The organism is Clostridium sulfidigenes (assembly GCF_052067195.1).
Classification (GTDB): domain Bacteria; phylum Bacillota; class Clostridia; order Clostridiales; family Clostridiaceae; genus Clostridium_J; species Clostridium_J sulfidigenes.
Genome location: NZ_JBQHQR010000026.1, coordinates 1 through 15,182 on the forward strand (window position 1 = coordinate 1; position 15,182 = coordinate 15,182).

Here is a 15,182-nt window from a genome sequence, read left to right on the forward strand (position 1 = left end):
ATTATGCTTTTGATGGATACACCCGTTCCCATACCGAACACGAAGGTTAAGCATCAAGAGGCCGATAGTACTGCACGGGAAGCTGTGTGGGAGGGTAGGTTGTTGCCAGGTTTTTAACGTGGCTCGATAGCTCAGTCGGTAGAGCAGAGGACTGAAAATCCTCGTGTCGCTGGTTCGATTCCTGCTCGAGCCACCAAGAATCTAGATTTTATAATCTAGGTTCTTTTTTTATTGGGTTTTTATAACTAATATAAGCTATAGTATAAATCAATTAAATTTTATTTATTTTAGGATTTTGGATAATTATTCTATTAATATAAAATATAAGAATACGATAATTAAGTAATGGAGTTTGATAGGAGTGAGAGTATTATGGTAGATAGGACATATCTTGATACTGAAAAACTTGCAATTTATGAAAACAGGAAAGTTAAAAAGCTTAATAAATCAAATAGAATTAATGATGATTTAAATAATAACAAGAATAAAAATTTTAAGGAACAATTAAATAAATTTAAAAAGCAACCAACTAAAGATAATATAAAAAAAGTAGACAAAGATAATGAGCCAGAAGGAGATATTATAGTGGCCGAAAGTCTAATTGATTTAATGAATGAGAATAGAATAATAACTGAAGTTGTAAGAGAAAAGTTATTAAATAATCCAGAAGTTAGAGAGTATATAGATAGAGAAGAAGAAATTTTAAATACCATTATAAATAAATAAGGAGATAAAGAAAATGAAAATAAATGCAATGGGAATAAACATATCACAAAATAATAATATTAACAAAACAAGTGCATTGTTTAAAAATATTAAAGTGGATGAAGAGAACAAAGAAAGTAAAAGTTTGAAATTCAATAATAAAAATAATCAAAATGAGCTACTTAATAATTTTGAAAAGATAAAGCAAGAATTATTGCACCAAAAGGAAGCTTTAAGAGAAAAGCAGATGAGTCCAGAAGAAAAAAAGTATAAGATGGAAGAAATAAATAGTAAAATCCAAGAAGTAGAGGCTCAAATACAACAATTATTAATGAATGAGAAGCAAAAAGAAATAGACAAGAAAAAAGAGGAACTTGAAGCAAAAAAAGTAGAAGCAGAAAAGAATAAAGTAAATGAGGATGAAGTAAACGATGGAGTTATAATATCTGCTAGTTTGAATGAACTAATAGAGATAAGTCATTCTACTGAATATATAAATAGATTAAAAGAGATAAAAAATAGATTAAAAGTTGAATCAGGATATATTAAGCCCAATGAAAATTCTAATTCGTATAATAATAAAAAATTAACTAGCTTAAGTAAAGGTATATTGAATATAGAATCTAAGATATCCAATGAGATAGGAAATATAAATAAAAATGCTAATAGGATGAAGGATAAAATTAAGAATGAAATTGATAAATTAGAAAACAATGAAAATGAAGAGAAAAAAGCTGAAGAAGAATTACAAAAAAAATAAATATAATTATAAATGTAGATAGGTTATATAAATAAAACTTATCTACATTTTTTTATAAATATATATTTTATATAGATTTTTATAAAATTATTTCGTAAATAAATTGTAAGTAATATATAAATAAATTGTAATGTATTTGTAATAAATTTACTAATTAAACTATGTTAAAATTAAACATGTAGTAAATAAAAATAAATAAAAATAAATATATTCAATTTAAACTAAATATATTTATAGATTAGAAATAAATAATAGATGTTTTTAGATTAATTAGGGGGTAAATTAATGATTTTAAAAAATAAATTAATAAAATCCAGGTTCATACTGACTATATTAAGTATAATTTTTATATATAATATTTTAAATTTCAATATAGCAAGTGCAATAGATAATAAATATAACATAAATTTAAAGGCTTCTTATGGGGTAGATGGAAGATATAAAATTAATAGTAAAACTCCTATCAATTTAGTGATTACAAACAATGGGGTGGAGTTTCAGGGGAAGATACAAATTGAAACATTGGTTCCAGATACAAATAAATATGATTTAAATACTGAAAGTATAAATATTGCTGAAAATACAACTAAGAGCTTGTGGTACAACATAAATATTGTGAATAAGTTTAAAGTAAGGTTAATTACAGATAATAATGAAGTTATACATGAAGAAACAATCAATGTTAATAAAGGAAGATTAAATGATGGAGATATATTAGTAGGTGTATTGACTGATGATTTTAATGGTTTAAATTATATATCTAATATTAATGTCAATATGAATAATAATCCTGATAGGGGGAATAAAAAGTTAATTCCAGTTAGTATATCAGAAGAAGTTATAGAGAAAAATTCTAAGTTTTTAGATGTTATTGATATGATAATTATAAATAATTATGATACGCTAAAATTAACAGAGGATAATATAACTAATTTAAATCAATGGGTATCTAATGGAGGAATTTTAGTAGTTGGTACGGGAGAAAATTATAAAAAGGTTATAGGTGGTATTAATAATAAAATTATAAATGGTACTTTTTCTGAAGCCATATCACGGGACATGAGTATTGGAGAAGGTAATTTAAATGTATTAGCAGTGAAAATGAATATCGAAGATTCTATGAGCTTGTTTGAGGATAATAATTTTATAAGCAAGGTTATTAAGAAAAATGGACAGGTTATTGTATTTCCCTGGGATTTAGCTACAGAAAAGATTTCAAAATCAAGTGAAAATAATTTAGTATGGGGAGAAATAACATCAGATTTTAATAATAAAATTGACAATGGTCGAGAAGGATTTTGGAATTTAAATTCATTATTAAGTACAGTTAAGGATATAGGTCTGCCATCTTTTCAGCTTATGATAATACTTTTTATAATATATATATTAATTATAGGTGTACTAATCTATATTGTATTGAAGAGGCTAAATAAAAGAGATTATGTATGGTTATTAATACCGATAATATCTATTGGGTTTACAGTTCTTATATATTTTATAGGTAGTAATTCAAGGGTACAAGACATTATAGCGAATAAAGTAAATATTGTATCAGTAGATTTAGATGGACAGACAAAGATCGAGAGTTATCTAGGGGTGTTAACAGCCAAAAGTAGAAAAGTAGTAATAGAAGAACCAGAAGATATAAATCTAAATCTCATAGAAAATACCAATGACTATTATAGATATAATAATAATTATAATAGCAATGAAAATGCAACTATGAGATTAAATATGATAAAAGAAGGGGATAAGACATACTATAATTTTGGTGAAGTGTCTTCATTTAGTCCGGAAGTTTTTCAGGTTAGTAATTTTAATACTACCTTTGAACCATTGGAGCAGGAATTGAAATTTTATAGTGGTAAGCTAACGGGATATATTACCAATAACTTAGGGTGTGATATTAAAAAGTTAGTGGTTATGACTCCATATAAAATATGGGATTTGGGAAGTTTAGCTAATGGTGAAAAGATATCTGTAGAGGATAGTGATAAATTTACCTCAGCATTAAATATGTGGGAAATAACTAATAAAATTAGAGATGATAATTATAATAATGGTAATAAAAATAAAGATAATAAAAAGTATGAGTTAAGAACTTGTGAGTTATTGGATTATTTATATAATAACTCTATGTATGATAATAATAAAAATACTTCTAAACTAATTGCGGTTACAGAAAAGGAAGTAGAATATGAGTTAAAAGTAAATGGTAAAGCTCCTTTGAATAAAAATGATACTATATTCATAAATGATATAAATATAAGTTATAAGTCAGAAGATGGCACTATAGAATATCCATATGGTTATTTTGTACCGTATATAATGGAACAAAGTAATGTAGATGGACATTATGACCCTAATGAAAGAACAATAAGTGGAAACTTGGAATTAATACTTAGTTATCAATTACAAGAAGAAGATGTAGTTATAGAAAGTATTAATTTTCAAAAGAATTACTCTCAAGGTAGTTCCAAAATGAAGGGTGAATATAAAATTTACAATTACAAGATTAAGGATTATGAAGTATTAAATTTTGATGATGAGTTAAGCATAACTAACATAGAAGACTACATCTTAGATGGAAATATTAAAATTAAAATTCATGGTAATAATGAAGAGTGGACTAGAATTCCGGATATTTCTGTGAAGGGTAAGGTGAAGTAGATGTTAACTATAATAAATCTTGAAAAGTTTTATGGTAAATATAAAGCAGTTAATGGATTAGATATGCATCTAAAAAAAGGGGATATATTTGGATTTATTGGTCCTAATGGAGCAGGAAAAAGTACAACTATGAAAATCATTGCTGGGCTATTACCTGCTGATGGTGGAGAAATATATGTAGATGGGATAGATGCTTTAAAAGATAATAAAAAGTTAAAAGAAAAAATCGGATATATGCCTGATTTCTTTGGGTCTTATGAGAACCTAAAAGTTATAGAGTATATGGAGTTTTATGCATCTATTTATGGAATTGTAGGAAAAGAATCAAAAGATTTGATAATGGATTTACTAGAATTAGTTAACTTAGAAGAAAAAAAACATGCCTATGTAGACGGATTATCTAGAGGAATGAAACAAAGACTTTGCCTTGCAAGAAGTTTAGTTCATAATCCAGAGCTGTTAATTCTTGACGAACCAGCTTCAGGAATGGACCCTAGATCTAGATTTGAGATGAAGGGTATTTTGAAAAATCTCAAAGACATGGATAAGACAGTTATCATAAGTTCTCACATACTCTCTGAAATGAATGAAATTTGTACATCAGTTGGAATTATAGAAGAAGGTAATTTGATATACTCCGGTGGTATAAATAACTTACTAAGCAGAATGAGTAGTAATAATCCATTAAAAATAATAGTAAGAGATAAAGTTAAGGAATCAAAGGTTATACTTAGTGAACTTCCATATATAACAAATATAAAGGAAAATTCAAAAGAACTTACAGTTTTTTTCAATGGAGGAGAAATAGAAATATCTAATACTATTAAGGCTTTGGTATTAAAGGATATACCTATTGTTTCTTTTACTCAAGTAAGTGAAAATTTAGAGGATGTATTCATAAAGATTACTGAAAAAGAATCGAAGTAGGGGGAAAGAATTATGAAAATTAATCCTATATTGAAGAATGAAAGCAAGGTAGGAGTTAGAACCTTCAGATTTAATTTAATGGTTATGTTATATGTAGGGATACTTTCAATAGTAGCTATGTGGGCTTATTTTATTATAAATAGTGATAAATATGGTATGGGAATAGATTTAAGTAAATTTACAATACTAAGTTTTGCTTTAGCTTGTGGGCAAGCGGTGTTATTGATGTTTATAGTACCAGTACTTACAGCTACATCAATCACAGGAGAAAGAGAAAGGCAGACATTAGATATTTTACTCTCAACCAATCTGTCACCTATGAAAATAGTTTTAGGAAAATTAATGTCAACTGTAACAAAAGTTGCTTTATTAATTATTAGCACTATGCCAATATATGCTATAAACTTCTTAGTTGGAGGTACTAGTTTTAAAGAATTAATTATGTTAACACTATTTTTTATAAGTACAACTATATATGTGGGATCTATAGGAATATTTATGTCTACTGTATTTAAGAGTTCAAAATCGTCAACGGTGGCAAGTATATTAACGGTTTTATTTATTGTAATTGGAACTATTATAATAGGTTTTGTTGTGATTAGTAGAGATTATTATGATGCATTATCTAATAATACAATATCAACATTTACAATAAATCTACCATTTTGGTTGTATATTAATCCAACTATTGAGTTTATATATATTCTAATTAAACAGAATGGAATTTTATACTTTGCTCCTGATTTAATAAACTATATGAATTTAAATAAAATATTTGTTATATCTTTAATAAATCAAGGAATAGTAACATTATTGCTAATATTACTTTCAGCATGGAGATTAAATCCAGTAAGAAAATCAATTATTAAGGTGAGAAGATGAACAATATAGATAAACAAATTTCAAAGTTTATAAAGAAAGGTGGAAAAAGAATAAGGCTAAATGTATTTATAGAGAATTTACTAGTGTCACTAATAGTGTCATTAAGTATTTCCTCTATGGCAAGTATATTAGGGTTATTTATACCCATATACAATTTATTTGAAATATGCTTTATTATATTCACTATATCTATTAGTATTTATATATTTATATATTTGTATAAGCTTAGACCAGATAATAAAAAGGTAGCTCTTAAGCTAGATTCTAAGGGTCTTAATGAGAGATTAATTACTTCATTAGAATTAATAAATAAGGATGACAACATATCAAATGCACAGAAGGAAGATACCATAGAGGTAATAAGAGAAATTAAGATTTCAAAAATTACTCCTTTTCACATAAAAAGAAAGAATTTATATAGTTTAATAGCTATTTTAACAGTTTTGATTATAATTTTATGTATTCCCACTACTGCTAAAAACCAAGCTAGAGAGATTAGAAAGATGAAGAAGTTTAATAAAGAAGTAATAGAAAAAATAAAGGATGAGAAAAAGGACACTAAGGGTAGTGAGGAGTTATTAAAGGATGATAAGTTAGATATAGTAAAGGAATTAGATAAGTCTATAGATGAAATAAAGAAGAGTAAAAGTAAAATAGATACAGAAAAAGCTCTAAATAAGCTGGAGAAAAAACTAGATAATATAGAGAAAAATTTAGATAGTATGGATAGTAAAGAAAAAATACAGAATATTTTGAAAAAATTAAATTTAAACAAAGAACAAACAAGTGAAAAATTAGCTATTTTAAATAAAATAGCTAAGGAGTTATCTAAAATTGACAAAATGAAAGAGCTTAGTGAAGCTATAAATTCTCAGGATGGAGATAAAATTAAAGAAGCTTTAGATAAATTAGGGGAAGATTTAAAGAATTTGAAAGATGAAGATAAAGAAGAAATTTCAAATAATCTTGAGAATATATCTGCTAATATAGCAGATGAAAATTTAAAAGGTGCATTATCCTCTACAGCAGCATCCATTAGTAGTGGGAATATAGATCTTAGTAAGTTACAAAATGCTTTGATAAGTTTAAGTAAGGATTCTATCAATGCTGATAATGGAGATAATAAAAATGGTACTGGGGCACAAAATAATCAAAGTGGAAATGGAACAAATGGCCAAGGGAATGGTAACGGCAATGGTATAGGTAATGGAATGGGAAATGGTAGTGGTTCAGGAAATGGAAGTGGATGGGATACTGGAAATAAAGAAAATGGAGAAGGAAAGCTTAACAATGGTGAAAAAGTATTTCTTCCAAATAGAAGTACAGGTACTGATGATAATTTAAAAGGAAATATATCAGAAGGTGGAAATTCTCAAAGTATCACTACAGAGAATGGAGTAAACATAGCTGGAGATTCTATAGACTATGAAAAAATCATTCATGAATATTCTAATAGTGAGATAGTAGGACTTAAAAATAAATCAATACCAAAGTCGCTGCAAGATTTAATAAAAAAATACTTTGAAGAATTAAAATAAGGATGAGGTGGAAAATGGAGATAAATAAACAATTAATAGAAGATACTGTAGAGAAAATAAATAAGTGTGAAATTGAAATATCTAAGGGGATCATAGGTCAAAAGGATGTAATAAGAAAGGTTTTAATAGGAATTTTATGTGGAGGAAATATACTTCTAGAAGGGGTACCAGGACTTGGAAAAACTCAACTAGTTAAAACTATTTCTAAGGTCTTAAAGCTAAGTTTTTCTAGAATTCAATTTACACCGGATCTTATGCCGGCTGATGTAGTTGGAACAAACCTTATTGTTAAGGATAAAGAAGAAACTAAATTTAAATTTGAACAAGGCCCTATATTTGCCAATTTAGTTTTAGCAGATGAAATCAATAGAGCTACTCCTAAGACTCAATCAGCTCTTTTAGAAGCCATGCAAGAAAAAACTGTTACCGTAGGAAGAACCACATATAATTTACCTATTCCATTTATGGTTTTAGCTACACAAAATCCAATAGAGATGGAGGGAACTTATCCTCTTCCAGAAGCTCAGATGGATAGATTTTTATTTAAGTTAAAAGTCGATTTTCCATCCTTAAATGAGTTAAAGGACATTATGGATATTACTGTTACTAATAACAATGTAGATTTGAAAGGTATACTCACAGGTGAAGATATATTGGCTATGAGGTCTATTGTAAGAGAAGTACCTATGGCAGAGGCAGTTAAAGAATACGCGCTAAAACTCATATTAGCAACTCATCCTGAAAGTGAATATTCTAATGATTTTGTAAAAAAGTATGTTGAAGTAGGAGCAAGTCCAAGGGGAGCTCAAGGTCTTTTTAATGGTTCTAAGGTAGAAGCTATTTTAAAGGGTAGACTTAATGTGGCCTTTGAAGATATAAATGATATTGCATATGCAGTGTTGAGACATAGAATATTCCTTAATTTTGAAGCTGTATCAGAAGGTATAACTACTGATATGGTTATTAAAGAAGTTATTAAAAGTTTGAAGGTTATATAAAATGAACAGGAAATTTGATAAAGAATTTTTTAAAAAACTAAATAATATTAGTATAAAATTAAATCTTAAGTTATCCAAAGGAACTCAAGGAGGGCGGAAGTCTAAAGCTAGAGGAACTTCAGTAGAGTTCTCAGATTTTAGAGAGTATGTTCATGGGGACGATTTTAGAAGGGTAGATTGGAATGCTTATGGAAGATTTGAAAAATTATTTGTAAAACTTTTTATGGAAGAAAGAGAAGGTAACTTTAGTATATTTATAGATTGTAGCAAATCTATGGATTTTGGAGAATTTAATAAAGGAAACATGGCCTTAAAAATAGCAGCATCCTTAAGTTATATTGCTATTAATAATCTTGATAGGGTAAGAATTAGTGTGTTAAAGGAAGAGGGAACTGAACTATTTAACAGGTCAAGGGGAAAAGAATCTTTTATAAAGATTATAGATGGCTTAGAAAGCTTAGAGTTTAGTGGTAAAACAAACCTGAAATCAACTATATTAAAAAATAGATTTACTAATATAGGTATGTCTATTCTAATATCGGATTTTTTAATTTCTAATGGAGAAGAAGAAATAGAAGAAATAGTGAAGTATCTTACTTATAAAAAACAACAGGTTGTATTTATACAAATATTATGCAAAGAAGAAAGAGAACCTGAGATTATGGGAACTAAGAATATTATAGATATGGAAACTAAGGAGGAAGCTAAAGTATCAATAACACCAAAGATATTAAAATTATATAAATCTAGGATAAAAGAACATGAGAATATGTTAAAAAACATAGTTAAAAAGTATGGTGGAGCTTTTATAAAGGTAAATTCGGAAGAGGATATAGAAAAAATAATTTTAACAGATTTATTTAATCATAAACTTTTAGGGTAAGGAGGAAATTTATGAGCTTTTTGAATATATGGCCATTATTTTTTTTAGTAACCATACCCTTTTTAATTTTATTATATATTTTAAAGGAAAAATCTGAGGATCTCTCAGTATCATCGTTAATATTTTGGCAAGAAATATATAAAACACTAGAAGTTAATAGTCCTTTTGAAAAATTAAAGAAAAATATTATGTTATTCCTCCAAATATTGATTGCATTATTAATTATATTAGCTCTTATGAATCCATTTATAAGATTTTGGGGTAAGGAATATACTGATTTAATAATAGTAATAGACAACTCAGCTAGTATGTTAGGTATAAATAAGGAGGAAACCTGTATCAATAGAGGAAAAGCTATAGCTAAAGAATATATAGAATCTGCTACAAATGGCACAAAGATATCTATTATTACATCAAATAAGGATGTGGAGGTATTAGTTACAGCATCAGAAAATAAGGACTTAGTTAAAGATAAAATTGACAGCATAACTAAAAGTTTTAGTCCAGGGGATTTAAAGGGTTCTATAAAATTAATTGAATCAATGACTAAAGAGCTAAAAAATTATGAGGTGTTATTTATAACTGATGAAGAGTTAGACATAGGAGATATAAATGGAAGAATAGTTTATTTAGATAAAAACAAATCTAATATATCTATAGATAATATTGCTCATAAAATAGAAGATGGAAAGGTATCAATAATATCAACCATAACAAATAGAGGAAATGATGATTATAGTGGGGATTTTTATCTTTATGGGGAAAAGGAATTACTAGAAGCTACTTCCATAGAATTAAAAAAAGGAGAAGAGATTACACTTAATTTTAATATAGAAGATACTGATATAGATTACTTAAAAGGTGAAATATCAGGAAAGGATGCCATATTAGAAGATAATACATTTTATCATGTAATGAAGAATAATGATGATAAAAAAGTATTGCTTGTAAGTAATAAAAATGTTTTTTTGGAGAAAGCATTATCTGTAGTTAGTAAGGCAGATGTAATAAAAACTAATGATATAAGTAATATATCTGAAAAGGATAGATATAATTTATATATTTTTGATGGCATGTTAGGTGAATATATGCCTCAGGATGGTAATATTTTAATAGTTAATCCAACAGAAAATAATTTATTTAGTGTATTAGGTGAACAAGCTGGTGGAGAAGCTGTGGTAGTTAGTGAAGATATACCTAAATACCTTCAGAATATGACTTTTATAGCATCTAAAATAAAGAAGACTGAAATGCCGTCATGGGCAAAGTCTTTAATAAATATAGGAGATAAATCTGTATTATTTCTCGGGAAACATAATAATCAGAAAGTTGCTGTAGTAAATTTTGATTTTCATGATACTGATTTACCACTTAAAGCAGAGTTTCCTATGCTTATTGATTATATATGTGAAGAGCTTATAGATAGAAATATAGTTAATAGTAATTATATTGGTGGCGAGGATATAAAAATAAATGGAAGCTTTGCATATGATGAATTAATTTTAACTACTCCCAGTGGAAGAGTGCATACTATAGAGAATGATAGTATATTAAAGGAAAATTTAGAGCTTGGAGTTTATGCTATAGAAGATAATAATCATAGTTTTAATGAAATATTCTCTATTAATTTTCCATCTATTGAGGAAGGAAATATAATGGAGGATACTATAGAGGATATAGAAGCTAGATCAAATAACAAGGGTAGCATTAAAGGAATGTTAAATATAACACCTTATATAATAAGTTTAATTATGCTTTTAATTATTGTGGAATGGGTTTTGTATAAAAAGGGATATTAAAGTATATATTAAAAATTAATTTTTTATAGCTATATAATCATTAGAAAGGGGGGACTGGAGTGAACTTTGAAATTGAAAAAGTATATTTGTTATTTTTAATACCACTAATTTTCATGGTAATGTACTTGATATCTAAAAAGATTAAATTTAAAGACAAGGGTATTAGTTTTATTAATATAAATAGGTTTATTATTATAACAATATTTATACTTGCTATGTGTAACATAAGTATAAGTATTAAGACAAAGGATTCATCAACCATATTTTTATTGGATTTATCTCATAGTATGAGTAATTATAAAGGTGAAATAAAGGAATTTGTAAAAAGTGCTATAGAAGCTTCACCATCAAATAATAAAATAGGAATAGTTACTTTTGGTGAAAATCAAGAAATAGAACAGTTCCTTACCTACTCTAAAAGCTTTAATGATATTCAAACTTCTCCAATTGGTAATACTACTAATATAGAAGAAGCAATAAAATTTTCTTTAAGCATGTTTAAAGATAGTGACTATAAGAGAGTAGTTTTAATTACAGATGGAAAAGAAAATCAAGGTGATATATTAGAAACGTCCACTTATTTTAAGGATAATAAAATTGATTTTCAAGTATATAAAGTAGATAGTGAACAAGTAGAAGATGTATATATAGAAGATATAGATATACTCGACAAAGTAGCTATAGGAGAAGAATTTTCTGTAACCGTAAATATTAAATCTAATATTAAGACAAAATCAAAGATATCGGTATATTCAGGAAGAGAAAAAAAAAGTGAAAAAGAAATTGATATAGAAAAGGGCGATAATACATTTTTATTTAAAGATATTCAACATAAAGGTGGGTTTAAACCATATAAAGTAGTTATAGATCCAGAAAATGATGGAATTTCATATAATAATGAATATACAACATATACTAATATAGTTTCAAAACCAGAGATTTTAGTAATACAAGGAAAAATTGGTGAAGGAAAGGGACTTGAAGAAAATCTAAAGACCATAGGTAGTAGTTATACTATGATAAATCCTAGTACTGCACCTAGATCTATAAATGAACTTATAGAATATAAGGGAATATTTCTTTGCAATACCCATGTAGACGATTTACCTAAGGGTTTTTTAGATAATGTGGAAAGTTATGTGAAAGATTATGGTGGTGCAGTTATAACTACAGGGGGAGATAATTCTTATGCTTTAGGAGGATATAAGAATTCGGTTTTTGAAGAGATACTTCCTGTTAGCTCTGATAAAAAAGGTAAAAATGAAATTCCGGAGATATCTTTAACGTTGGTATTAGATAGATCTTCTAGTATGCTGTCTTCAGATCAAGGAAGTTTTAGTAAAATTAGTTTAGCAAAAGAGGCTGCAATTAGATCCCTAGATAATTTAAGAGAAACTGATAATATAGGTGTAGTAACTTTTAATACAGAATATAGCTGGGCAGTACCTATGCAAAAGCTATCTAACAAAGATACGGTTTCTGATAAAATTAATAGTATTATAGCTGAAGGTGGAACGTCTATATATTCAGCGCTAAATGAAGCTTATAACAAGCAAAAAGAAAGTAGTGCAAAAATAAAACATATAATACTATTAACAGATGGACAAGATGGTATGGGAGAAAATGAATATAAAGCTTTAATAAATGATATTAAGAAGGATAAAATGACTTTATCTACAGTGTCTATAGGTACTGATAGTAATAATCAATTGTTAGAATGGCTTAGTAATAATGCTGGGGGGAGGTACTATCATAGTGATATATATACAGATGTACCAAGAATATTTGCAAATGAAATATTAATATCTACTGGGGAATACTTAATAAATGAAGAATTTACTCCTAAAGTATCTGCTCATCATGATATTTTGAATAATGTTATAGATGAAGGGAAATTTCCACATCTTTTTGGTTATGTAGGTACTTCTATAAAAAATACAGCTATAGAGATAATGACTTCTCATATGGATGAACCAGTTTTAGCAGCATGGCAATATGGTATTGGTAGAGTAGTAGCATTTACTTCAGATGTAAATGGTCAATGGAGTAAAGATTTATTAGCATTTGAAAAAACACCACAACTTTTTAGTAATATAATATCATGGACAATGATTGATTATGATAATAGTGGAAATTTAAGTATTACACAGGAAGGAAGTATTGCCAAAGTACAATATGAGACTAGCAATCATGAGGATAATAAGAAGGTTAAAGGAGCGTATACCTTTGAAGGAAACACTACGTCAGAATTTGAACTAAAACAAGTATCACCTGGTAAATATGAAGGAAATGTACCTATGAGTGAATTGGGATTCTATAGTTTTAACATTACTGAAGAGTTACAAGGTAAGATTATAGCTAGTCAATTAGGAGGGTTTGCATATCAATATTCTCCCGAATATAAATTTCAAGAACAATCTAATAGTTTATTAGCTTTAGTAGAAGATACTGAAGGAAAAATTATAAATTCTGTAGAGGATATATATGAGATAAAGAGCAATAAAGGCCATACTAAAAGAAATATAACTAATTTATTATTAATAACAGCTATGTTATTGTTTTTATTTGATATAACTTATAGAAGGTTAGGTTTAAAGAGGTATATAAATAAGAAGCTCTTTTATAACATTAAAGAAAAGATATATGCAAGTAAAATAGAACAATACAAAGAAGAAAATAATACTATAAAAGCAAAAAAGATAGGTAGTTTAACTAAGAAAAATAAAGAAGAAGAAAATATATTTAAAAAAGAAATTATAAAAACAGATCTAGAAGAAAAAAAGCTAGATATAAAACAGGAAAAAACTAATATAAAGCGTATAAGCATATATAAAGATAGACTTAATAGGGATAAATCCAAAAATCAAAATGGGGGGCTTAACACAGGTGAGTTATTAAAAAAGAAGCGTGAGAGAAATGAAGATTAAAAATATATGTTTAAATTAAAAATGAGCAACCCTTTTATTGTAAGTGAAAGGGTTGCTCATTTTAATTATATATAAATAGTTAGATGTTTTGTTAAAAATATGTTTTAAATGATATATCTATACTAAATTTTCTTTAATGAAGTTAACTACTGTATCTACATGGCCTGGAACTTTAACTTTTCTAAATTCTTTAACTATGTAGCCATCTTTATTTATTATGAAAGTACTTCTTTCTATTCCAATAGTCTTTTTACCATACATATTCTTTTCTTTTAGAACATCATATAATTGACAAACAGATTTATCTTCATCAGCTAACAAAAGAAAGTTAAGTTCTTGTTTCTCAATAAACCTTTCATGAGATTTAACACTGTCTTTACTAATTCCAATAATTACTGTATCTAATTCATCTAATATTTCTTTGCTATCTCTAAAGTTTATAGCTTCATTTGTACAACCTTGGGTATTATCTTTTGGATAAAAGTATAATACTATATTTTTGCCTAAGAAGTCACCAATTGAGTGAGTATTGTTATCACTACCTATTAAAGAAAAGTTTGGAGCTTTTTTTAATTGTAATGTATCATTCATTATTATCATCCTCCTAAAGAAAGTTAATACTAATAATTAACTAATATCTATTATTAATATTATAACATTAATGGGGATTAAAATATACAAAAAGTCTAGAAAAAAGGATTAATATACATATATAGTAAACATATATAAGGATACTTGTCCTGGTGTATCAGTACAAGAAAATAGAAGTATGTTGGTGAAAAATATAGGAATATATGAATATTATCTAGCTAATAGGTAAATAATGAAATTGAATCTATTTAAGATCATGATAAGATAAGTCTTGTCGCTGAGAGATGCGGCAGAAAACAACAAGAAATTAAGAAAAAAACTTCTTAAAAAAATGTTGACAGATAAGAGATTATCTAGTAGAATAGTAAGAGTCGTCGGAAGTAATCGATGATAATGAAAACCAAATGGTCTTTGAAAATTAAACAGAGAAAAAGGTAAAACCAGTTAATTCCGATAGAGAAATCTATCAAATAAATGACTTAACAAGTCAGCGAAAAAAGAG

General features: G+C 27.0%; 11 protein-coding genes, 1 tRNA gene and 1 rRNA gene. 12 read left to right on the forward strand and 1 reads right to left on the reverse strand.

What is annotated here, in order from left to right; genetic code table 11:
* From rrf to ACTNBA_RS18700, 12 genes are all read left to right on the forward strand, one after another.
* Window positions 1-111, forward strand: a 5S ribosomal RNA gene (rrf, locus tag ACTNBA_RS18645); the annotation flags it as partial.
* Between the two features lie 9 nt (window positions 112-120).
* A tRNA-Phe gene (locus ACTNBA_RS18650) sits at window positions 121-196 on the forward strand.
* A gap of 176 nt (window positions 197-372) precedes the next feature.
* The gene (locus ACTNBA_RS18655) at window positions 373-726 is read left to right on the forward strand and encodes a hypothetical protein (protein ID WP_441075747.1); all 354 of its coding nucleotides are present in this window, start codon (window positions 373-375) and stop codon (window positions 724-726) included.
* 13 nt (window positions 727-739) lie between these two features.
* Window positions 740-1,465, forward strand: coding sequence for a viral A-type inclusion protein (locus tag ACTNBA_RS18660; protein WP_441075748.1), 726 nt, complete (start codon window positions 740-742; stop codon window positions 1,463-1,465).
* 285 nt (window positions 1,466-1,750) lie between these two features.
* Window positions 1,751-4,135: a DUF8725 domain-containing protein gene (locus ACTNBA_RS18665; protein WP_441075749.1), complete on the forward strand. Its 2,385-nt coding sequence runs from the start codon at window positions 1,751-1,753 to the stop codon at window positions 4,133-4,135.
* Complete coding sequence (locus tag ACTNBA_RS18670; protein ID WP_346849284.1) at window positions 4,136-5,062, forward strand: ABC transporter ATP-binding protein; 927 nt, start codon at window positions 4,136-4,138, stop codon at window positions 5,060-5,062.
* 12 nt (window positions 5,063-5,074) lie between these two features.
* Entirely contained in the window at window positions 5,075-5,944 is an 870-nt protein-coding gene (locus tag ACTNBA_RS18675) for an ABC transporter permease (protein ID WP_441075750.1), read from the forward strand.
* Window positions 5,941-7,482: a DUF8809 domain-containing protein gene (locus ACTNBA_RS18680; protein WP_441075751.1), complete on the forward strand. Its 1,542-nt coding sequence runs from the start codon at window positions 5,941-5,943 to the stop codon at window positions 7,480-7,482. Before ACTNBA_RS18675 ends, ACTNBA_RS18680 begins: the two co-directional genes overlap by 4 nt.
* A gap of 14 nt (window positions 7,483-7,496) precedes the next feature.
* Window positions 7,497-8,480: an AAA family ATPase gene (locus tag ACTNBA_RS18685; protein WP_441075753.1), complete on the forward strand. Its 984-nt coding sequence runs from the start codon at window positions 7,497-7,499 to the stop codon at window positions 8,478-8,480.
* Between the two features lies 1 nt (window position 8,481).
* Window positions 8,482-9,363 (forward strand): DUF58 domain-containing protein, encoded by an 882-nt coding sequence (locus ACTNBA_RS18690; protein WP_441075755.1) that lies wholly within the window; start codon window positions 8,482-8,484, stop codon window positions 9,361-9,363.
* Between the two features lie 11 nt (window positions 9,364-9,374).
* Window positions 9,375-11,162, forward strand: a complete 1,788-nt coding sequence (locus ACTNBA_RS18695; protein ID WP_441075756.1) for a BatA domain-containing protein — start codon at window positions 9,375-9,377, stop codon at window positions 11,160-11,162.
* 59 nt (window positions 11,163-11,221) lie between these two features.
* Window positions 11,222-14,089, forward strand: a complete 2,868-nt coding sequence (locus ACTNBA_RS18700; RefSeq protein WP_441075758.1) for a VWA domain-containing protein — start codon at window positions 11,222-11,224, stop codon at window positions 14,087-14,089.
* A 117-nt stretch (window positions 14,090-14,206) separates the two neighbouring features.
* Here ACTNBA_RS18700 and bcp read toward each other — a convergent pair whose 3' ends face one another.
* Complete coding sequence (gene bcp / locus ACTNBA_RS18705; protein WP_035135550.1) at window positions 14,207-14,680, reverse strand: thioredoxin-dependent thiol peroxidase; 474 nt, start codon at window positions 14,678-14,680, stop codon at window positions 14,207-14,209.
* Window positions 14,681-15,182: the final 502 nt, after the last annotated feature.